This is a genomic window from Vibrio sp. SCSIO 43136 (assembly GCF_023716565.1).
In the GTDB taxonomy this organism is placed as follows: domain Bacteria; phylum Pseudomonadota; class Gammaproteobacteria; order Enterobacterales; family Vibrionaceae; genus Vibrio.
On the sequence record NZ_CP071848.1, the window covers coordinates 1,541,961 to 1,564,267 of the forward strand.

The 22,307-nt window shown below is 46.1% G+C and carries 20 protein-coding genes; 8 read left to right on the forward strand and 12 right to left on the reverse strand.

The genetic code is table 11. The annotated features are described in order from the left end of the window. Window positions 1–20: 20 nt before the first annotated feature. From cobB to J4N39_RS07130, 10 genes are all read right to left on the reverse strand, one after another. Window positions 21–755, reverse strand: a complete 735-nt coding sequence (gene cobB, locus J4N39_RS07085) for a Sir2 family NAD+-dependent deacetylase (protein ID WP_252023505.1) — start codon at window positions 753–755, stop codon at window positions 21–23. A 137-nt stretch (window positions 756–892) separates the two neighbouring features. Continuing rightward, window positions 893–2,113, reverse strand: coding sequence for an ammonium transporter (locus J4N39_RS07090; RefSeq protein ID WP_252023507.1), 1,221 nt, complete (start codon window positions 2,111–2,113; stop codon window positions 893–895). A 257-nt stretch (window positions 2,114–2,370) separates the two neighbouring features. Then, a complete protein-coding gene (locus tag J4N39_RS07095) occupies window positions 2,371–3,336 on the reverse strand; it encodes a formate dehydrogenase subunit gamma (RefSeq protein ID WP_252023509.1) in 966 nt (321 codons plus the stop codon). 2 nt (window positions 3,337–3,338) lie between these two features. Next, window positions 3,339–3,947 (reverse strand): formate dehydrogenase FDH3 subunit beta, encoded by a 609-nt coding sequence (gene fdh3B, locus J4N39_RS07100; protein WP_252023511.1) that lies wholly within the window; start codon window positions 3,945–3,947, stop codon window positions 3,339–3,341. 11 nt (window positions 3,948–3,958) lie between these two features. Beyond that, the gene (locus J4N39_RS07105; protein ID WP_252023513.1) at window positions 3,959–6,814 is read right to left on the reverse strand and encodes a formate dehydrogenase subunit alpha; all 2,856 of its coding nucleotides are present in this window, start codon (window positions 6,812–6,814) and stop codon (window positions 3,959–3,961) included. Window positions 6,815–6,826: 12 nt separating this feature from the next. Beyond that, window positions 6,827–7,021 carry a transcriptional initiation protein Tat gene (locus J4N39_RS07110; RefSeq protein ID WP_252023515.1) on the reverse strand — a complete coding sequence of 65 codons (195 nt, stop codon included), beginning with the start codon at window positions 7,019–7,021 and terminating at the stop codon, window positions 6,827–6,829. A gap of 60 nt (window positions 7,022–7,081) precedes the next feature. Further along, window positions 7,082–7,642: a TorD/DmsD family molecular chaperone gene (locus J4N39_RS07115; RefSeq protein WP_252023517.1), complete on the reverse strand. Its 561-nt coding sequence runs from the start codon at window positions 7,640–7,642 to the stop codon at window positions 7,082–7,084. 28 nt (window positions 7,643–7,670) lie between these two features. Next, window positions 7,671–9,338 (reverse strand): 4Fe-4S dicluster domain-containing protein, encoded by a 1,668-nt coding sequence (locus J4N39_RS07120; RefSeq protein ID WP_252023519.1) that lies wholly within the window; start codon window positions 9,336–9,338, stop codon window positions 7,671–7,673. A 175-nt stretch (window positions 9,339–9,513) separates the two neighbouring features. After that, window positions 9,514–10,008 (reverse strand): DUF3306 domain-containing protein, encoded by a 495-nt coding sequence (locus J4N39_RS07125; protein ID WP_252023521.1) that lies wholly within the window; start codon window positions 10,006–10,008, stop codon window positions 9,514–9,516. After that, a complete protein-coding gene (locus J4N39_RS07130) occupies window positions 10,005–10,442 on the reverse strand; it encodes a DUF3305 domain-containing protein (protein ID WP_252023523.1) in 438 nt (145 codons plus the stop codon). Before J4N39_RS07130 ends, J4N39_RS07125 begins: the two co-directional genes overlap by 4 nt. A gap of 225 nt (window positions 10,443–10,667) precedes the next feature. Between J4N39_RS07130 and J4N39_RS07135 the strand changes: the two genes are divergently transcribed. Together J4N39_RS07135 and J4N39_RS07140 are read left to right on the forward strand one after the other, a co-directional pair. Further along, on the forward strand, window positions 10,668–11,495 hold the full coding sequence (locus J4N39_RS07135) for a formate dehydrogenase accessory sulfurtransferase FdhD (RefSeq protein WP_252023525.1): 828 nt from the start codon (window positions 10,668–10,670) through the stop codon (window positions 11,493–11,495). 164 nt (window positions 11,496–11,659) lie between these two features. Beyond that, window positions 11,660–13,552, forward strand: a complete 1,893-nt coding sequence (locus J4N39_RS07140; protein WP_252023527.1) for a methyl-accepting chemotaxis protein — start codon at window positions 11,660–11,662, stop codon at window positions 13,550–13,552. On the opposite strand, the gene J4N39_RS07145 is transcribed toward J4N39_RS07140, so the two are convergent. Continuing rightward, window positions 13,539–15,584, reverse strand: coding sequence for a sensor histidine kinase (locus tag J4N39_RS07145; RefSeq protein ID WP_503063876.1), 2,046 nt, complete (start codon window positions 15,582–15,584; stop codon window positions 13,539–13,541). The genes J4N39_RS07140 and J4N39_RS07145 overlap by 14 nt on opposite strands. Then, window positions 15,574–17,040 carry a sigma-54-dependent transcriptional regulator gene (locus tag J4N39_RS07150; RefSeq protein WP_252023529.1) on the reverse strand — a complete coding sequence of 489 codons (1,467 nt, stop codon included), beginning with the start codon at window positions 17,038–17,040 and terminating at the stop codon, window positions 15,574–15,576. The genes J4N39_RS07145 and J4N39_RS07150 overlap by 11 nt, the downstream gene beginning before the upstream one ends. 330 nt (window positions 17,041–17,370) lie before the next feature. Here J4N39_RS07150 and J4N39_RS07155 point away from each other — a divergent pair, with 330 nt between their 5' ends. The 6 genes from J4N39_RS07155 (at window position 17,371) to J4N39_RS07180 (ending at window position 22,261) form a co-directional block, all read left to right on the forward strand. Then, window positions 17,371–18,174, forward strand: a complete 804-nt coding sequence (locus J4N39_RS07155) for an ABC transporter substrate-binding protein (protein ID WP_252023531.1) — start codon at window positions 17,371–17,373, stop codon at window positions 18,172–18,174. 5 nt (window positions 18,175–18,179) lie between these two features. Beyond that, a complete protein-coding gene (locus J4N39_RS07160) occupies window positions 18,180–18,878 on the forward strand; it encodes an ABC transporter permease (RefSeq protein WP_252023533.1) in 699 nt (232 codons plus the stop codon). 11 nt (window positions 18,879–18,889) lie between these two features. After that, entirely contained in the window at window positions 18,890–19,597 is a 708-nt protein-coding gene (locus J4N39_RS07165) for an ATP-binding cassette domain-containing protein (protein WP_252023535.1), read from the forward strand. Next, a complete protein-coding gene (mobA, locus tag J4N39_RS07170) occupies window positions 19,581–20,165 on the forward strand; it encodes a molybdenum cofactor guanylyltransferase MobA (protein WP_252023537.1) in 585 nt (194 codons plus the stop codon). Before J4N39_RS07165 ends, mobA begins: the two co-directional genes overlap by 17 nt. Next, entirely contained in the window at window positions 20,162–21,925 is a 1,764-nt protein-coding gene (locus tag J4N39_RS07175; protein ID WP_252023539.1) for a bifunctional molybdopterin-guanine dinucleotide biosynthesis adaptor protein MobB/molybdopterin molybdotransferase MoeA, read from the forward strand. The genes mobA and J4N39_RS07175 overlap by 4 nt, the downstream gene beginning before the upstream one ends. A gap of 72 nt (window positions 21,926–21,997) precedes the next feature. Then, entirely contained in the window at window positions 21,998–22,261 is a 264-nt protein-coding gene (locus J4N39_RS07180; protein WP_252023541.1) for a DUF2960 family protein, read from the forward strand. The last annotated feature ends 46 nt before the right edge of the window (window positions 22,262–22,307 follow it).

Sequence of the window (22,307 nt, forward strand, 5' to 3'; positions counted from 1 at the left end):
TTTCAGCAATTTGACTTTCTTTATGCTCTCAACGCCTGCTTTCCTGAGCCCAACAGTTCCTCAACCAATTTAGGCACTTCAATACTGGCTTTTCCATAACGCTTCTCAGCGAACTCACTTTCTACTGCGCTTGGCTCCAGATTGATTTCAATGGTATGAGCGCCATGCATTTTGGCATCATGAACAAATCCCGCTGCTGGGTAAACCACGCCGGATGTGCCAATAGAAATGAAGAGATCGGCTTGCTCTACTGCTGCATAGATATCGCCCATTCTAAGCGGCATTTCACCAAACCAAACTATGTGTGGCCTTAGCTGCGAAGGCATTTGGCAGCAGTGGCAAAGGTCGCCTTGTACGATGTCGTGCGTACAATCAATCACTTGGGCGCTTTCACTGCATCGTGCTTTTAATAGCTCGCCATGCATGTGAATCACATTATTAGAACCGCCACGCTCGTGGAGGTTGTCGATGTTCTGCGTGACAACAGTGACAGTGCCATCCAAAAACTGTTCTAGTTTGCCTAGTGCAATATGGGCTGCATTGGGCTGTATAGAGCTGTGTTGCAATTTGCGTCGTCGCTGATTGTAGAATTCATGGACCAAGTCTGGATCTCTCATGAAACCCTCGGGGGTCGCCACATCTTCAATGCGGTGGTTTTCCCACAACCCATCTTGGGCTCGGAATGTTTGGATACCTGATTCAGCAGAGATCCCTGCGCCAGTCAAAACTACAATGTTGCGATATGGAAAAGCCATCTTGTGTCCCTACAATTTGCTTACATCTTGTATATAACCTTAGCACTAATGTTGGTATCGGACACGTAGACCATAGTCGAAAAAAGGGCGACATACGTCGCCCTTTTGCAAATCAATAATCGGATAATTTCAGAGACTTAGTCTTCGTTTAAAGAACCAATTTTGTGTACTGCCAAATCAGCACCGATGTATTCTTCTTCCTCAGACAAACGTAATCCAGTGACAGCGTTCAAGATACCGTACACAATGCCTGCACCGACAACCGCAACGACAATACCTATTAATGTACCAAGGATTTGTACTGTTAAGCTGACACCACCAAGACCGCCTAGAGCCGATTGACCGAAGATACCGGCAGCAATACCGCCCCAAGCGCCACATACGCCGTGTAGCGGCCACACACCCAACACATCATCAATCTTGGTTTTGTTCTGTAGGAAGGTAAATAGCCAAACAAAAACACCACCTGCAACACCACCCGTGATGAGTGCACCGATTGGGTGCATTAGGTCAGAGCCCGCACAGATAGCAACAAGACCAGCAAGAGGGCCGTTATGGATAAAGCCTGGGTCATTTTTACCTGCTACTAGTGCAACCAAGATACCGCCAGTCATTGCCATTAATGAGTTCATTGCAACCAGGCCGCTGATGCCATTTAAGGTTTGCGCTGACATTACGTTAAAGCCAAACCAGCCAACACAAAGGATCCATGCACCTAAAGCAAGAAACGGAATGTTTGATGGGGCAAAGTTAGTATGTTTACCTGCGCGCACTCGACCATTACGCATGCCTAAGAAGTAAACAGCGACAAGTGCAATCCAACCACCCACGCCATGAACGACCACTGAGCCTGCGAAGTCATGGAAACCTGCGCCGAACTGAGATTCAAACCATGCTTGTAGTCCGAAGTTACCATTCCAGATCATGCCTTCAAACAGCGGATAGACTAGGCCTACGGTGAAAAAAGTCGCAATCAAAATTGGGTAGAAACGAGCACGTTCAGCAATACCACCAGAAACAATCGCTGGGATTGCTGCTGCAAAGGTTAGAAGGAAGAAAAACTTAACCAGTTCATAGCCATTACCTGCTGAAAGTGTTTCAGCATCGGCAAAAAATGTACCTCCATAAGCGACCCAATAGCCGATAAAGAAGTAAGCGATGGCAGAGACACCAAAGTCAGCAAGGATCTTAACCAAAGCGTTCACCTGGTTTTTGCGACGGACTGTACCTACTTCCAAAAATGCAAAACCTGCGTGCATCAAGAAAACCATGATTGCGCCAAGTAAAAGAAAAAGGGTGTCCGAACTTTGGGTCAGTGTTTGTACTGCGCCGTGTACTTCACTGGTAGAGATGCTCATTAGAATCTGTGCTCCGTGCAATTTGTTATTTACTAATCGGTAGATAGCAAACATCATTCCAACACTGAAGCACGTGCATTGCACCATTAAATTCTTATATATATCAGCAAGATACAGACTTACTGCTCTATGGTGGTTCGCCATGCCAAACCTTTCTGCACATATGTGGTGCACCAGAAACTCAATCAGCCACCCAAAATGGTGCAAATAAAAAAGCCGCTCTTGATCTCCAAGAGCGGCTCGATGGCTAAAGATTTTTATTGTTTGTCTTTAATTCGGTCGTACCACAAATTGTGGTGCTGTTTGGCCCAAGTTTCATCCACATAACCGGTTTTCATTCCCTCTAATGCCCCTTCCGTGCCGACGGTACCGATGTAAATATGGCCGAAGGATGCGGCAATAAGCCCAAGCGATGCGACCGCATGAAGGATGTTACTTACTTGCATCACTTCTCGCGTTTGTTCAAACATAGGGAAGTCCATGATTAAGCCAGTAATACACACTGTTACACCGGCAGTGGCGAGTAACCAAAACCAAACTTTCTCACCACCATTACAAAAATCGGCAGATGGGTGCTTACCATTCGGCAGGATGCCACCACCTTGTTTAAACCATTCTAGGTCAACCTTGGTAAAGAAGTTGTTTTTCAACCACTTGACTAGCATAGTTACAATACCAAGTACGAACAATGGTCCTAGATAGTTGTGGCTGGTCTTAGCTAATTGAATGATAAAGTCCCAAACGGTATAGCCCACCACAGGTTTGAGCAGGTATTTACCATACATCAGTGTCAAACCAGAAATGGCTAAGATGAGGAACAGTGAAGCGGTATACCAATGCAGCGCACGCTCAAACCGAGTCCACCTCAAAACTTTTTTACCAGTTTTTGGTTTATCTAGCTTGATCTGACCAGCCCATAAGTAGAAAGCTCCCAACGAGCCAAAAGCCCCAAGGATCATTAACCCACCAATAGGGGTAACCCATTTATTGCGAATTTCTCGCCATAGCTGCCCTGTTGTATTGATCAATATACCGTGTTCAGCGGACGTGGATGTCGTGTAGCCTTCCTCGCCACCTTTGACTTGACGCCAAAAGTCAGCGCCCGCTAGTTCAATCATCTCTTTTGCCGTATCTTGTTGCTCAGTTTCGGCCAGCGCAAGCTGGCTGAAACTAAGGCTCAACACAGAGACCAAGACTATTAGAAGTTGTTGTAGCGTCTTCATAGTTAGCTCTTTGTTGCGTCGAAAGCGAGATCTTCACCATTTGTCCAACCAGCACCTTTGGCACCACGTTCCACAACACGTTGACGGTAGATGTCAGACACTTTCTGGGCATCACCAGCTAGCAGTGCTTTGGTTGAACACAAAGAAGCACACATAGGTAGCTTGCCTTCTGCAATTCGGTTTGCACCGTATTTGACTCGCTCTTCAGCTGAGCCAGCTTCGGTTTCTGGACCGCCAGCACAGAATGTACATTTATCCATTTTCCCTCGTTCGCCAAATGCAGACTGTTGAGGGAATTGCGGTGCGCCAAATGGGCAGGCAAACAAGCAATAACCGCAGCCGATACATAGATCTTTATTGTGAAGGACGATGCCATCTTCAGTTTGTTTGAAGCAATCTGTCGGACATACGGCCATGCAAGGCGCATCCGTACAGTGCATACAGGCAACAGAGATAGAGTTCTCACCCGGTTCACCATCGTTAAGTGTCACCACTCGTCGACGTTGAATCCCCCACTCTAGTGCATCATCATTTTCGTTTTTACATGCAGTCACACAGCCGTTGCACTCGATACAGCGTTTGGTGTCACATAGAAATTTCATTTTAGCCATGGGTAGACTCCTTACGCTTTGCGAATGTTACATAGGGTGACTTTGGTTTCTTGCATTTGCGTGACCGGGTCATAACCGTAAGTCGTAGCAATATTTGCGGATTCACCAATCACGTATGGGTCTGTACCCTCAGGATACTTGTCGCGTAACTCTTCTCCTTGGAACTTACCGCCAAAGTGGAAAGGGATAAATGCCATGCCTGGTTTCACTCGGCGTGTGACCATGGCTTTAACATGGATACGCCCTTTTTCAGCACCTTCTACCCACACCATTTCACCATCTTTAAAACCAAGATCGTTGGCATCTTTCGGGTTAACCTCGACAAACATCTCTTGCTGAAGTTCTGCAAGCCAAGGGTTTGAGCGCGTCTCTTCACCACCACCTTCATATTCTACCAATCGACCAGAAGTGAGGATGATTGGGTACTCCTGCGACTTATCTTGGTCTTGCAGTGATTTATACATAGTTGGCAGTCGGTAGATAGACTCTTTGTCATCCCAAGTTGGATAGTCTGCTACTAGATCGCGGCGTGGCGTATAAAGTGGCTCACGGTGCAGCGGTACACGATCTGGGAATGTCCAAACCACGGCGCGAGCTTTAGCGTTACCAAAAGGAATACAACCGTGTTTGATCGCAACTCGCTGAATACCACCAGAAAGGTCGGTTTTCCAGTTTTTGCCCTCAGCGGCAGCTTTCTCTTCTGCCGTAAGATCATCCCACCAACCTAAATGTTTGAGTAGCTTGTCGCTAAACTCTGGGTAGCCATCTTCCAGCTCACAATCTTTAGAAAAGCTGTCTTCTGCAAGTAGGTTTTTACCTTCGAACTCAACGCCAAATCTTGCGCGGAAGTTACCACCACCTTGTGCAACAGGCTTAGACGTATCGTAAAGAATATGAGTGCCAGGATGCTTCATCTCTGGGGTGCCCCAACATGGCCAAGGAAGGCCGTAGGTTTCCCCGTGAGCTGGGCCACCCTCTGCTTCGAGCGTCGTTTTATGGAAGGTATGCCAGTTCTTTTGGTGCTCTTTCATACGTTCAGGACTTTGACCGGTATAACCGATGGTCCACATACCTTTGTTAAATTCGCGAGTGATATCTTCGATAACTGGCTGGTTGTTCTCGATACGCACGTTTTTAAACAGTTGGTCAGCGAAGCCAAGCTTTTTAGTCAGAAGATACATGATTTCATGATCAGGCTTGGACTCGAACAAAGGCTCCACTACTTTGTCTCGCCATTGAATCGAGCGATTTGAAGCCGTCACACTTCCATAGGTTTCGAATTGAGTAGTGGCTGGAAGTAAATAAACGCCATCCGTGCGGTCATTCATTACAGCGGCAACTGTTGGGTATGGGTCGACAATTACCATCATGTCGAGCTGCTGCATCGCTTTTTTCATCTCTACACCACGAGTTTGCGAGTTTACCGCATGACCCCAGTAGAACATGGCTCGAATGTTGTCGTTCTGCTCAATATTGTCTTTGTTTTCAAGTACTCCATCCACCCAGCGAGAGACAGGAATACCCATGTTGTTCATTGGCTTTTTGCCACGGTACTCGTTTTGGTCAAAGCGCTTTTGCACCCACTCAAAATCGACATCCCACACTTTTGACCAATGTTTCCAAGCGCCTTCTGACAATCCGTAATATCCCGGAAGTGTATGAGACAATACGCCTAAATCGGTTGCACCTTGTACATTATCATGACCACGGAAAATGTTAGCACCGCCACCCGATTGACCGATATTACCTAGTGCTAACTCAAGTACACAGTAAGCACGAGTATTGTTGTTACCTGTGGTGTGCTGAGTACCACCCATACACCAAACAACACAGCCTGGACGATTTTCTGACAGCAGCTTAGCGGTTTGGTAAACATCCGCCTCACTCACACCAGTAACACGCTCCACTTCCGCTGGAGTCCACTTTGCTACTTCTTGGCGAATCTCATCCATACCAAACACGCGCTGGCGAATGAACTCTTTATCTTCCCAGTTGTTCTTAAACACATGCCATAAGATGCCCCAGATAAATGCAACATCTGACCCAGGACGCAGGGAAACATAATGATCAGATTTTGCAGCGGTACGTGTGCGGCGAGGATCTGCAACAACGATCTTACAACCGTTTTTTTCTTTAGCGATAAGTATGTGTTGCATCGCGACTGGGTGCGCTTCAGCGGGGTTTGAGCCGATGAATAGCATCGACTTACAGTTATGCATGTCGTTAAATGAGTTCGTCATTGCACCGTAGCCCCAAGTGTTTGCCACCCCTGCTACTGTTGTAGAGTGACAAATACGCGCTTGGTGATCGACATTGTTGGTGCCCCAAAGTGACGCCATTTTACGGAACATGTAAGCCTGTTCGTTATTGTGTTTGGCACTGCCTAACCAATAAACTGAATCTGGTCCCGATTCATTGCGGATCTTAGTGACATTGTCACCTATCTCTTCAATCGCTTGTTCCCAGCTCAGCTTTTTCCACTGGCCATTTTCAAGCTTCATCGGATATTTAAGTCGACGCTCGCCGTGTCCGTGCTCTCGTAGTGCTGCCCCTTTAGCGCAGTGACCACCAGCATTAAACGGATGGTCAAACGCAGGCTCCTGCCCTGTCCAAACGCCGTTTTGTACTTCGGCGTAAATGCCACAGCCAACAGAACAGTGTGAACAGATGGTGCGCTTGATTTCTACTGGCGCACTGTGATCAACATCAGCCGCTTGGGCTTTTTTCATCATGCTTGGTGCAAATAAGCCCGCACCTACCGCAGCACCACCAGCAGCGATCGATGTATTCTTCATGAATGCTCGGCGACTGATACCGAGACGATTTTGTTCCAACTCAGCGCAGTTGGAGCGTTTAGTTAATTTCATTGAAAATGCTCCCTACAGTGAGTCGTAATAATCACGAATGTGTTGAGTTTCGTGATAACCCGTCACCTTCTTAGTTTCTGTCGTTTGTGTGGTTGGCGATGCAGAGGCCTTAGTCGCTGCGGTTGCTACCGTTGCAGTTACTGCTGCTGTAGCAATCCCTTTCAGCAGGTCACGTTTAGAGCTGTCTACCTGTTTCTCGTTACTCATTCATTGCTCCTTTAGGAAACCTTGTTGGTTTCTCTTTTTACTAACTTTACTCTCGTTGTTTTAAATCTTTTCCCGTACCGGGATTTGGGCAAATCGAGTTTGTTCCAGTTGAAGAAACTGGTTCAATACTGCGGCGACGCCCAGATAGAATTGCCCATTTTTGGTTTGCTCAATTTGTTCAACTAATGATGCAAACCAAGGTTGAATATGTTGATTGAAGAAATGGAAAGCTTGGGTATCGTTGTCGATCATTGCCATTACTTCACAAAGTGCAGCGATATGATCTTCGGGCTCTTTAGTGTGTTCACTTCGCTCAAACCCAAGTCGAATCAGATCATCACGGATCATGGCGAGGGGCTTCTCCATTAGTGAACCCGTTAAATGCCAAGACGCAAACGGCATCACTTCCCCACGGCCGATGCCGATGAAAAGATCTTGGTATTCCTGTTCAACCTGTTCGGTGGTGATGTTCTGTGCTTCCTGCTTTAGCTTCCTCCATGCCATTTTCATTGGTTGATGCTCAACCCCTTGAAGCTCAAGGGTCGATAACCAATCAAGTTGTTGTTGATTAGGGGCATTTCGCAACAAGGCAGCCAGCATAGCGTAGATTTCCGATCTCATCTGTTGTTCTTCTAATTGCATGATTAACCTACATTCTCAATTGCTGTTCTGGGTTTTCTGCCATGGCACTAAACATGTCTTTCACTCGACAGTCTTCACACATCGCAATACGCGCAATAGCTTGCTCATCTGCATAATGCGAGTGACCACGTAACTTATCTTGTAGCATGCCGATGAGTGACTGAGGGGCAAAAGGTTTGCCACAACAAGTACATTCCGCAGCGGGTTCTTGGTGGATAGTGGTGACGGCAATACGCTGTTTGGCATCCCAATTAAAACGGGGCGTCAGTGACAGTGCTTGCTCTGGGCAAGCTTTCTCACACATGCCACATTGAATACAATCTTGTTCGACAAACTTGAGTTGAGGTGCATTACCATCATTGTGTAGTGCTCCCGTAGGACAAACTGCAATACAGGCCATACATAATGTGCAATCTTCACCTTTGCACGTCACTTGACCAAATGGCGCAGTCACTGGAAGTTCTGTGATGGATTGAGTTGCTGGGTGCTGTGCAGAAAGCTCATTTAAAGCCGCAAACAGGCGGTGACGCTTATCCCCTTCTGCATGCCACTTCTTATCGATAAGCGCTGTGTCAAATAACCTAGGTAGACCATGACGCAAGTCTTCCAAATACAAAATTTCGATACGCTCTTTATCAATATTCAATTGGGACAGAAGTCGCTGCGCCAATGTGACTTCTTGTTCCAACACACGAATGACAGTTTTTGGCATGTGATGACTAGCAGCAAACATTACTTTGCTTGCACCATTCACTAGTGCACTAAGCCAAGTATCGATACCAACGGAAGGAAGCTCTTCAAGCACCACTGGAATAACATTGTCTTCAAGTGCCTGTAGTGCCATGACGTTATAGTTCTCATGACGCTCGCTGCAAAAAAGGATGCTTGGGTTCTCGCCTTGTGCTTGTTTGTAGTTTGCAAGCAAGTTAGTAATGAATTGCTGAGTCTGAGTAGGTTCAGGTAAGGCGTAATAAATAGCTTCTGTTGGACATGCGGTCGCACAAGTCCCAACGCCTTGACATAAATAAGGGTTAATTTGGATTTTATGACCAATTTGATCGTTACCATCACTGGTCAAAGCCCCTGCCGGGCAAGCATCTACGCAGCGGTCGCATCCTTTAATACCGCGAGAGCTGTGTGCACATTTGTCGTTGTCCAGACGGAAAAATTTTGGTTTATCGAAAGTTCCCATCAGCGTTGGGATCTCTTCAAGCGCATCAGGCAGGCTTGGGTAACCTCTTCCCACAGGGTAGTAACCCGGTACCGCGACCTCCTCTTTCATGAGGCCGTTTAGGGTTAAGTCGAGAACAACATCAAAGCAATCACTACCTATGGTGGCAATCGCAGGATTGAGCGTATTGTCAACGGTGAGAGTATATGTGCCCAGAAAGCCCGTGACTTCAATCTGATTCACCAAATACCACTGAGATTTGCTTTCTGGTGTCAGGCCCTCTGGGAGCTGATCCACACAAAAATAGTGAACGGACGTCATATCGTCCAATTGGGGCGCTAGATCTTGCATCAAGGCGACTGGCCCAATGACAGCTAAGTGCCCTTTACTTTGGTAACTCACCGTAGGTGGGATGAGATTTCTTAGCTCTACAGTTTGCTCAATTGCGGACAATCGAGCTTTACCGTTGACGCTATTTGTAGTCTGTAGGAATTGCTTCAACATGGCTTTTGGCTATTTTTATTATTAAGACCAATGCCTACTGCAAATTACGATCCAATTTAAAAGTGCCTACAGTTCAATGTTTTAAACGCAATTACTGATTGTTATGTGAACAGAGTTTTATAAAAATGTACAAAATGTCCCATTCTAGGTTAATGATTGATAGGTCAAAATGACCCTACGAACTATGTGGTACATTTTGTCCCACTTCCTTATCACTGGCTTCAGTTGGGGCTACGTCGTCATCAGGAAGTTTTGACTCATTGATGTCACTAGTTTCGTTATTCTCTTCGTCTTGCGGCTCTTCTTCGATGTGTTCTTTGGCCCAATCTCTGAGCTTTTCAGCGACTTCAGAAGAGAGATTTTTTACCGCTTTATAGTCGTGATCATAGTCATTTAAACCGTCAACCTCACTAAACTCACCACTGAGAAAAAGCTTACGCATTGCTGCTTTTTTAACTTGCTTATCAACACCTTCGACGAGCATTGCTGCCAGAGTCGCTTCTTGCTCTAGTGGCGCTTCTTCTAAAGCTGGCACCGCCTCAGAACCTGAGTTGACTACGTCTGCGGACTCATCAATATTTGTCTTAGAGTCATCTGCATTTGGCTTAGACTGTTGAGGTGTTTTATCACTTTCAATTTTGCGCTCTGACCAGCGTTTAAAGAAACTCATTGGCCACTCGCTCTTCCTGCGCCTTTACGTTTTTTGCGTCGCTGTTCTAATAGCTCTCCATTTCGACCGATAAAGGCTTCCATCCAAGCTTGAACAGGCAGTGGCATGTCAATTGACAATACTAAGTAGTCGCCGTCCAAAAAGCTGCCAGCAACGCTTTGTGAAGCGGTGATCTGAACAGGTTTAGGCGGGTCAGTTTGTTCTAAGGCCATAAATAGCTTGGGTTGTTGAGAGCTTAGGTTAAATCGATAATCGGTACGCTCATCTAGGTAGAGCTCTAAAGGCATCACTAGGGTGCTCGTTTGACAAGGTTGCGTCTCGACATTTGTCCATTCCCATTGGGAGGTCGCCCAACGACCTTGAGAGACTTGTTTCTCAGTTAATAGGCAGGCTAATGGCCAAAGGGTGTCTGATTTACTCTCTTGTTCGATCATTTTAGATTCTCGTTATTTTAGATTTCACTACAGCATAGCAATTCTTACGCCAAAATTGCCGAGTACCGCCTTGGTCTAGATCGCTTTATCAGGCTTAACCTTTCACTCTATTAATAACATCGGGTAAAGTGGCGCAAGATTTGCTCTCTACTGGGCAAAACTGCGTTGTAGAACCGACAACCAAATTGGTCAAACTAATAAAAACTCAAACATTAAGGATAGTCTGTGGCAGAGCTCAACCTACCTAGCATCATTAAAACAGGTCAATCGCCTCTTCAAACACAAACAGTGGAAGTGTTTGACGAATACGGAGAGAAACTTACCAAAGAAATTGCCTGCGAGCGCCCTTTGACCGTGATGCTTAATTGGAAAGAAGTAGTGACACTGATGACATTGGGCTCTCGCCCTGAAGCCTTGGTATTAGGTTATTTAAAAAACCAAGCCTTCCTTGATAATCCAGACGCCATTGAGTCAGTGATCATAGATTGGGAAACCCATACTGCGGCAGTCACTACCAAAGAAGATGTTGCTCATATAGAAAAAGCGCTTAAAAAGAAAACCGTCACATCAGGATGTGGCCAGGGTACTATGTATGGCAATGTGATGAAGCAACTTGAAAACTATCAAGTTCCGCAAGTAGCGCTTAAGCAGTCGGATATTTACGCCGCTTTAGAGGCACTCACCCATTTTAATGACACCTACAAAAAAGCCGGCGCTGTTCATGGCTGCGCTGTCTGCCGAGGTAACGATATCATTTCCTTCGTAGAGGATGTCGGCAGACACAACGCCGTAGACACACTTGCAGGCGAATTGTGGGTGAACAAGGTGTCGGGGGAGGATTTGATTTTCTATACCACAGGTCGTTTAACTTCAGAGATGGTCATTAAAGTCGCTCAAATGGGGATACCTGTATTGCTCTCTCGCTCAGGTGTGACACAAATGGGACTAGATCTTGCGAAACAGTTTGGAATCACAACAATTGCGAGGGCGAAGGGATTACGCTTTCAAGTCTTTAGTGGTGCTGAGAAAATTGACTTCGATGTAAAAGGCTGAAAATTGTCCCAGCCTTAATACCCTCAACAACTCACCTTGCGTACTCTCCTTTGATGGGCTAACACTTAGTTAGCCCGTCATAAAAATGTAATCATAATGTAACAATAACAGTTCGGGCCGTCAGTCATGCGCTTTGCGCAAAAATACAAGGCTAGGAGCTCGTTATGGACTCAACCACCCCACAGCATACGTCATGGTTTGGCAGTTTCTCTATTCGAAAGAAAATGTTAGGCGTTACTATCATCTTGCTAGTGTCGCTAGCAGGTTATACCGTGTACCAGCAGTTCGCACTCAATACGCTCGATCGATTGCAACAAGCTGCGGAACTCAACGCTAATAACCAAACCCAACTTCTCATGCTGAGACGGCATGAGAAAGACTTCCTTAGCCGTCAACTTCCGAAATACATCGACAAGTTTAATCGCACCCACGCACTACTCGTCTCTCAAGTGCAAACTCTCAACCAACTGATAGGAAATGAGCTTGCTGACGCGAGCCAACATTTTAATACCGCTTCGACAACGCTCTCTGACTATAAAATGCAGTTTAACCAACTGGCGGCTCAGTTTCAGAAGATCGGAAACCGAGACAACGGGTTAATCCATCAAGTCGAACAAGCAGAATTGACGCTACTAATACGAGTGGATTCTTTAAATAATGCGCCACTTGCTTTAAATCTGAACCAGGCTCTCAATGCGAAGAATCGGTTTTTGCTGGTCGCCAACGAGGAAGAAGTCACTCGCTTTAATCGAGCATGGCAAGCGTTTGAAGGCAGTCTGCTCGCAGTGGATACCGAGATCGCTGCGCAAGCGAGCAGCTATCAAAACCTAGTGAGTGAGCTTTATGATGCCATGGTATTGTTAGGCTTGGATCATAACTCTGGGATGCGTGGAACACTGCGAGCAAATGTACATAGCACCGAGAAAGCACTAGATGAAATGCAGCAAGATATCGGTCAGCTAGTTACGCAGAGTCAAAACCAGATCAGTTGGAGCTTACAATTGACCACAACCGTCATCGCCATTTCTGTCTCTGTGTTACTCATGCTGCTGACCTACAAAGTGACGACACGGATCATCAAAGTCAAAAACTTAATGCAAGGCATCGCCTCTGGGCAAGCGGATCTCACCGTAAGAATGAATGATGAGGGGCATGATGAGTTGGCTAAACTGAGCCAATCATTCGATTTATTCATTAAAAAACTTCAAACCAATATGGTGTCCATTTCTGATGTGACTGAGCAGCTGGCTGATTCCGTTTCCCACTCACAGCAAGCCTCCGAGCAATCACTACAATTTGCACAAGAGCAGCAACAAGAGTCGAGCTCAATTGCCACCGCTGTTAACCAACTGTTGGCAACTACCAAAGAGATCGCCAACAATATCGACAACGCAGCCCACAAAGCTGAGACAGTCAAAAATGAAGCCGAAGAAAGTATGCGCCTGACCAATATTGCGGGCAGCAGTATCCAATCCTTGACTTCAAACATCCATGATTCGCAAACCCTGATCCAGGCACTAGAGGCGCAAAGTCGAGAAATACACACCGTAGTTGGTACGATAAGAGGCATCACTGAGCAAACCAATCTATTGGCCCTCAATGCTGCAATTGAAGCTGCCCGCGCAGGAGAAAATGGTCGTGGCTTCGCTGTGGTTGCTGATGAGGTGCGTCAGTTAGCTCAACGCACCACCGACTCCACCGTAGAAATTGAAGGCACTATAGATGGCCTGAGTGAAGGCGTTGAAAAGACCGTAAGTCTGATGCAAAACAGTCTGCATCAAGCAGAGCAAACCAATCTTCAAACCATTCAGGCAGTTGAAGCCATTCAACGCATTGTGGAGGAGATAAGTCATATCTTTGATATGAACTCGCAAATCGCTACGGCCTCTGAAGAGCAAGCCATGGTATCTGCCGAGATTGATCGCAATATTACTCATATCGCAGAGCTCGCTAGCCAAACCCAAGGCGCAGTCATGACGTCAGTGTCTGCGGCGTCTCAAGTAGACACCGCTTCTAACCAGTTGTCCGGCGTCGTTGCCCAGTTCAGGTGCCAGTAGTAATCAGCTGCGCTTCTATTTGGCCAACTTTACTTGGCAACATTAGGGTGAAGGTCGACCCTTCACCCTCAGTAGAGCTTACCTTGATATCGCCTCCGGATTGCTCAAGCAAGCTCTGGGTAACGGATAGTCCGAGACCAGTACCTTCACGCTTTGTGGTGTAAAACGGGTCAAAGATTCGCTTAAGTGATTCGGGAGCAATGCCACATCCCTGATCATGGATTTCAACCAAAACCCCTTTGGTTTGGTTTCCTTCAACCCAATCTTGGGTCGTGATCAACAATGTCCCCTCCCCATCCATCGCATGGATACCATTCATTTCAATGTTTACTAGAATTTGAAGTAACTGGTGACGATTCATCTCTATGATGGTTTTAGCCTTGAAGTCGGTCTGAATCTCAATATTTTGGTTCTTCACTGCCGTCTTCACCAGAGTCAGGCTCTCTTCAATGATTGGGTTGATATGCTGCCAAGTGATCTCATCTTGAATTCCGCCTTGTCGACTATACTGCAGCAAAGAACGAGTGATGGTACGGATCCTGTCGATCTGCGCCATGATCGCCGTAAGTTCGTCATCAACGTGGGTTGCTTCCTCGCCAAGTTCAAACTTTAGCAGCTCAACATTACCTAAGATAACGGCAGTAGGATTGTTGATTTCATGGGCGATACCCGCAGTCAATTGTCCTAGAGCGGCTAGCTTTTCACTGACTACCAATTTGTCACGAGTTTGGTTTAAAAGCACAATATGATGCTCTAGCGCTTCGGTTTGCTCTTTGAGTTTTACGGTACGTGATTGAACTTTCTCTTCCAGTTCGTCGGCGGCTTTGCGGATCTCTTGGTTTCGTTTTTCAAGTAAGTCCAACATGATATCGAATTGGCTCGCCAGTTGTTCCAGCTCATGCTCTTTATGCAGCCCCAGCATACCAATGCGACGGCTATGACCTTTTTGCACTGCTTTAACCACGGTATGAATGCGCTCGACTGGATCAAACAAATCTCGAGAACCGCGATATACCATCATGCCTGAAATAATCAGTAAGGTTGCGATGGTTAGACCTATCTCGCCTAGGTTGGTGATATAAACCTTGATCAGTGGCCAGATCAAATACCCAGTGTAAAGCATGCCAACCACTGCACCTTCTTTGTCTCTCAGTGGTTGGTATGCAGTGATATACCAATCGTCATAAACATACGCTCGGTCGATGAAATTTTGCCCCTTACCCAACACGATATTTTTTACCTCTTCTGAGACCCGAGTACCTATTGCACGGCCCTGTTGGCTTTCACTGCTGAGCGGCACATTGGTACTAACACGAATATCGTCTAAAAAGATGGTGACCGTGCCTTTTTTGGGCTGCAAAGGACTTGGTTTGGGATAAATAAGACTACGGATCTTATCAACTAACTGAGTGCTGTTATTCAGTAAGATACCGCCATCAAGATAGCCTAAGGTGATGTCATCGATACGTACGGGAAAGATAGTGCGACTGACTAAGCCGCGAGTCTCGATCCCTGTTTTGTCACGCAGTTCCACTTGCGCACGCCGTGCCAGCGTTGGGTCTAGCTGTGTTAACTGCTCTTTATCTAACACAGTTAAGAAAGTGCTTTTGTTTGCGATATCACTGACAGGTAAGTCTTGATACTGATTAACCCAGCGAAGGTAGTCTAACCCATGCTCCTGGCGCTGCTGCGCCAGCCAATAGTTGAGTGTTTCGAGATCGCCCGATTCCCAAAGTCGTCGTAAATGATAGTGATCTCCGATGGACTGAATGCTCTGCGCCTGCTTGGCTTGTAAGATCTCGGTACTGTTTTGAGCCACCGAAAGCTTCTCTTCCACATTAACCAAGGCATTTTGCCAAGTGTAATGGGTCGACCAATAAACAGTGATCCCAACCAGTGCCAGTAAGGTCAACACAATTGGAGCTGAGGTCAGAAATAACAAGCGGTAACGTACCATAGTACGAAACCTAAATTGCCATAAGCGAAGTTTTGCCAGTAAACCGCCAGAGCGTTTAGCCGTGTTACTCGGCATAAACATCCCCTTCAGCGTCCCACTCTTTGTATTTTCGCTCTAGCGTTTTACGTGCCACGCCGAGTTGGCGAGCGGCTGCAGATTTATTACCGTCATGGAAGCGCACCACCTGCTGTATATGGGATTTTTCGACATCTTTTAGCGTCCATTCGTTGGGATAGCCACCGACATCATCATTCCTTTGATCGATAAGATGAGGAAACTCCGCATCATGTGACAGCGTCACTGAAACTCTCGGTGCCGTCGTTTCGCCATTAAGTTCGCGCCAATAGTGCGCTGGCGGTTTGCCTAGTAAAATGCACCGCTCCATCAAGTTTTTAAGCTCTCGAACGTTGCCCGGCCAGTCGTAATCATGCATTGCTGAAATATCTTCGTGCGCCCATTGTGGCTCTTTCATGCCTAACTCTTTGGCCAAAATACGGGTGAAAAAAGGCACTAGTTCATTGAGATCTGATTTACGTTCTTTTAAGGCTGGCACATCAATTTTGAGTACATTTAATCGATAGAACAGATCCTTACGAAATGCACCTTGCTCAACCTGTTTTTGAAGGTCGCGGTTTGTCGCCGCAACAATACGAACATCGATGGCAACTTCTTTTTCCGTGCCTACAGGTCTGATCGTGCGTTGCTCTAACACACGAAGTAAAGAAGATTGCATCGCAAGAGGCATTTCCCCAATCTCATCAAGGAACAAGGTACCACCGTGCGCTACGCGAAACAGTCCTTCTCGACTTTTACGTGCGCCAGTAAATGCTCCAGAAGCATGACCAAACAGTTCGCTTTCTAAAAGCTCGGGTGCTATAGCCCCGCAGTTCACAGGAACAAAAGGCCCAACTCGACCACTGGCTTGATGAATACCTCTTGCAACGAGCTCCTTACCTGTACCAGACTCCCCTTCGACCAGCACCGAAGCTTTAGACGGCGCAAATTGACAAATCAATTGCTTGAGCTGCTTAGTTTTCTCTGAACCGCCGATAATGTCACTTGATTGATAACGCAACATGTCATGCTTGAGCGCCATTTGCATACGTTGGGCCAAGCGCTTATCCATACAACGGCTAACCGATTGCAGCATCTGCTCTAGATTAAACGGTTTCAAGATAAAATCGGTTGCCCCTAGTTTTAGTGCTTTGATTGCGGTTTCCAGATCAGCGTAACCGGTCATAAAAATCACATCACTGGGCTTATCTGGGTCACTAAAGGCTTCTGTCCATTCAATTCCTGAACGTCCAGGAAGGTTAATGTCGAGAATAATTAAGTCATAGTGGTTTTGTTGCCTTAACTCTTCGGCCTCTTCGATGCTTCCTGCACTTTCAACTTTAGAAAACCATTTACCCAAAGATTTCTTCAAGATCGCTTGCATACCGACTTCATCATCGACAACCAATACAGAGAACGCTTTATATCGAGGTTCTTGTTGCTGGGCTTGGTTATAATTATTGTGTAGATGGGACATAAAACACCTTGAAGCGTATCAGTGAGACAATAGGTACCATTCATTGCAAATGGTAGCCAACAGTATGTGAGACATTTTGTCCCTATGCAATATTCTTCACTGCTAAATGTCCCTTTTTTCAACTAAATAGTGACATCGCACTTTATAAACCTAGTCAATTTAGACCAAAGTCTAACAGCCCAGCCACTGTGGGGCTGTCACCCAGAAAAGATTGTTTGATCTTAGAGATATTGCTTTGCACCACCGATGGTTGGCATTAGGATTGCAACATGCGCCGCTGAGAATAAAAAAACCATTTAGCACGTTTATATAAGAACCATTGGACATAGCATGAAGACTATTAATTACCCTCTGTTGGCCCTTGCAACACTCTCTCAAACCGCTTTGGCAGATGAACTACCCCACGTTCGCCTCGCCACAACAACCAGTACATACCATTCAGGATTGCTCGACTACTTGCTGCCTGAATTTCAAAAGGATACCGGCTATCAAGTAGATATTATTGCCGCAGGTACTGGTAAAGCGCTGCGTATGGGCGAAAATGGTGATGTTGACTTAGTGATGACCCACGCACCAAAAGCAGAAGCAGATTTTGTCGAAAAAGGCTACGGTATTGAGCCTCATGCGCTTATGTACAATGATTTTGTGGTTGTCGGACCGAAAGATGATCCTGCTGGCGTTTATGGTGAAAAAGACGTTGCCAACGCCTTTCAATCCATTGTTAAAAACCAAGCAATGTTTGTCTCACGAGGCGATGACTCTGGCACACATAAAAAAGAGCTAAATCTTTGGGCACAAAGCCAAATCGAACCAAACTTTGGTGGTTATCGTTCTGTTGGCCAAGGCATGGGGCCTACCTTAAATATGGCTTCTGAAATGCAAGCCTATACACTGACAGATAGAGGTACTTGGCTAGCCTATCAAAACAAAGTCGATCTGATGGTTGCAGTAGAAGGTGATGAGCGCCTATTTAACCCTTATCAAGTGATCTTGGTAAATCCAGCTCGTTATCCGGACCTGAATGTTAAAGGCGCCAAGGTCTTTCGTGACTGGTTAATCACGCCTAAAGCTCAGTCATTGATCAACAGCTTTACGATCCAAGGCCAAAAGCTGTTCGTTGCTAACGCTAACTAATCTATATGACTTTGTGGCAAACAACCCTTGAAGCACTGGAGCTGTTGGTCAGTTTTGACCAGCAGCTTTGGACCATTGTCGGCGTATCATTCTCAGTATCCTTGACCGCCTTGCTTCTGGTCTCACTTCCTGCGCTTTTAGCTGCCTACTCGTTAGCTTACTTTCAGTTTCCTGGTAAATGGTTTTTGCTCTCGCTTGTGAATACCCTACAGGCGGTGCCAACGGTCGTGATTGGTTTATTGCTCTATATGCTGTTATCTAGAGCGGGTCCTCTTGGGGATTGGCAAATGCTTTTCACCCAAAAAGCGATGATCTTGGGACAAATGCTTATTTGCTTCCCGATTTTGGTTTCAATGATGCATGGCGCTTTGCAATCGAGTGATAAACGCGCTCTCGAAACGGCCTTAACTCTTGGCGTTTCACCATTTAGAGTCGTACACACGCTATTGTGGGAAAACCGATTCCCGCTAATGGCGGCGACCATTGCGGCATTCTCTCGGATCATTACGGAAGTCGGTTGTTCAATGATGGTAGGCGGAAATATTATGAACGTCACTCGTAATATCCCAACCGCGATCGCCATGGAGAGTCAAAAAGGTGCTTTCGCTCAAGGTGTCGCACTTGGCATGGTATTATTGGCACTGGCGCTTATGCTTAATTTTGCTTTGTCGAGTGTTCGCGGCAAAGGCTTTATGAGAACTTAATGAGGCAGACTATGTTGACTATTCGTGGGCAAAACTTGTCGATGACATTCAAACAGCGCCTGCTGTTCCATATCCCAAAGCTAGAGCTTGGGCCAAGAGATGTGGTGTACTTAAAGGGTGATAATGGCATTGGCAAAACCACACTGTTGAAGATCCTTGCGGGGCTGCTATACCCAACAGGTGGAAGTGTTAACCAGCTTCGCCCTAGTCTGTTTAAACGACTTTTCAAAACCAACACTCAAAATGGTGTGATCTACCTACACCAATCTCCCTATCTATTCGATGGGAGTGTGTACCAAAACGTCGTGTATGGGATAAAATACGGCCCTGACTCCAAACGCAATAAACGAAACCAAGTCATAAATGCGCTGCGCATGGTCGGCCTTGAAACCCTTGCCGATGAGCACGTCTCCTTGTTATCGGGAGGCGAAAAGCAACGTGTTGCAATGGCTCGTGCATGGATATTAAACCCATCCATTTTGCTTATGGATGAACCAAGTGCCAGTTTAGATCAAGAGTCTATCGAGCGTTTGGTGGTAATGTGCCAAGACCTCATCGATAAGGGGTCAAGTTTGGTGATCACCAGTCATCAAGAAAATGCGTTAACGCAACTGTGCACTAAACAGTGGCACCTAAAACAACAAACTTTGCATGAGTCACCTGCACTTAAAGTCGTAGTGCCTCATGACAATGAGAATAAATATGTCGCCTCAAACTGAAATTAGTTGGGTTGTCTTGGCTGGAGGTCAAGCAACTCGAATGGGGGGCCAAGACAAGGGCTTGGTTCTACTCAATCAAATACCACTCATAGAACATGTTATCGAGCGCTTAAAGCCTCATAGTCAGCACCTCATTATTAATGCCAACCGCAATCAAGAACGTTATCGTCACTATGCTCCTGTGATCTCGGACCTATTCGATGGTTTTTTGGGGCCGTTGGGTGGTATTCATTCTGGACTGAAAAATGCGTCTACCGATTGGGTAGGCTTTGTTCCCTGCGATAGCCCACTGATCTCGGAGACCTTGATTACACGCTTTACTCAAACAGCATCAGATGATTGGGATATATTGGTCGCCCACGATGGCAAGCACATCCAACCGGTATTTACTCTGTTCCACAAACGAGTGCTCGACAAGCTAGAAGCATTTTTAGATCGCGGCGATCGTAAGATCATTTTGCTCTACGATGAATGCCGCACCAAGATTATCGATTTTAGTGATGACGACCAGAGCTTTATCAATCTCAATACACCACAAGAACTAGAACAATTTGGGACGTTACTATGACTTTGCCTGACCTTCCTATTCTCGGCTTTGCAGCATACAGCGGTACGGGAAAAACCACGTTGCTAGAATCTCTATTGCCAAAGTTAACTGAAAAAGGTTTACGTATTGGTGTACTAAAACATGCTCATCACAACTTCGATGTTGATAAGCCGGGTAAAGACAGTTATCGCTTACGTAAAGCTGGTGCTGAGCAGATGTTGATTGCTTCTAGAAATCGCTTTGCGTTGATGACAGAAACACCGGACGCAGAAGCACAATTTGAATACCTGCTGTCTCGATTTGATGCTGAGAGCCTAGATATTATCTTGGTCGAAGGCTGCAAAAATATTGCCTTTCCAAAGATTGAGCTTCATCGTCAAGCTTTGGACAAACCTTGGTTATATCCAGCCGATAAAAACATTGTCGCCATCGCATGTGATGAGCAGGTAGACACATCTCTACCAGTGATGTCTATCAATGACCTGGATGCGATAGCACAATTTGTTGTGCATTACGCAAGTACTCAAGGTGCTCCATCAGCCGCACCAGCTGCGTGCTGTGATACTTTATCTCCAGCATATTTGTCCGTGGAACAAGGGCAACAAGCCATCTTGGAGCAAATCGAGCCCCTTGAGCAAACCGAATCCGTTGTTATCGACAACGCATACCATCGCACCTTAGCTCAAGCCATTAAGTCCCCTATCAATGTACCTGCTTACACGAACTCGGCTATGGATGGTTACGCTATTAACGGCGAAACATTGTGCCCAAGTTATACTGTCGTTGCCGAGGTTATGGCAGGCCAAGCGTACGAAGGTACGGTTGCTGTAGGAGAAGCCGTAAAGATCATGACAGGTGCTCCGATGCCTGCAGGCTGTGATACTGTCATCATGCGTGAGCAATCCCAGCAAGATGGTGACATGGTCACTTTTGGATCTGCGAAGATTAAGCAAGGTCAAAACGTACGTCAAGCAGGGGAAGATTTGTGCCTTGGCAGTGATGTATTTGCCGCGGGTACGCTGTTGGAATCTCCAGAAATGGGCATGGTCGCCTCTTTAGGCTTCGACAAAATCTCTGTATTTTCAAAACTGAAAGTTGCCATTTTCTCCACTGGGGATGAAGTACAAGCACCGGGAGAAGCACTGCAAGAAAACCGCATCTATGATTCTAACCGTTTCACCCTCAAAGGTGTTTTGACTGCGCTTGGTTGTGAAGTTATCGACCTAGGCATCCTTGAAGATGACCATCAACAAATGGCCAATGCGATCAAACAAGCTACCCAACAAGCCGACATGATCCTCACATCAGGAGGCGTGTCAGTTGGTGATGCAGATTACATTAAAGACGTATTAGACGAGCTTGGTCAGATAAACTTTTGGCGCATCAACATGCGTCCGGGCAGACCTCTCGCATTCGGGAAGATCGATCACACGCCTTTCTTTGGATTACCAGGTAACCCTGTTGCCGTCATGGTGTCGTTTATTAACTTTGTTGAGCCTGCGATTCGTAAAATGCAGGGCCAGCTTGATTGGTTACCGTTAAAAGTGCCAGCAGTTGCGCTAGAACCCCTTCGCTCTCGCTTAGGTCGAACAGAGTTTTCGCGAGGAGTGTATGCTCTGAACTCTAAGGGCCAACTTGAAGTTCGAAGCACTGGTAAACAAGGTTCAGGTATCCTTCGTTCGATGAGCGAGGCGAACTGTTTGATTGAGATTAGTCCGAGCATTGAAAGCGTTAAAACTGGTGAAGCCGTCACTGTCATTCCTTTACAAGGGCGGCTATAACTAGCTTGATTTTCCTATGTCGGCGAGCTAAAGTGCGCCGACATTTTTTTGAACCCGATTACGAGCAGCATCATGGCAAGAACGATTATCTACACCTACAAAAAGCAAGAGAAAACCCTAACCTTCTCTTATGAAAAGCATCGCAATATCCATGAAGCGGTCGCCGAAGCTGAAGGTATCGATATCAGCGACTTCCTAAAGATGGAACAACAAGTGGAAGCTGTCTCAGACACTAAAGCGGTACGCGATTTCCGTGATTCTCACTTTAAAAAGCTTGGGTTTTCAAAGCTTACCTTGGCACAAAAAGAGAATCTTGGTGTCGGTAAGAAGAAATAATTTCTAGCACACACAAAAGCGCCGCAGATCATTGCGGCGTTTTTTA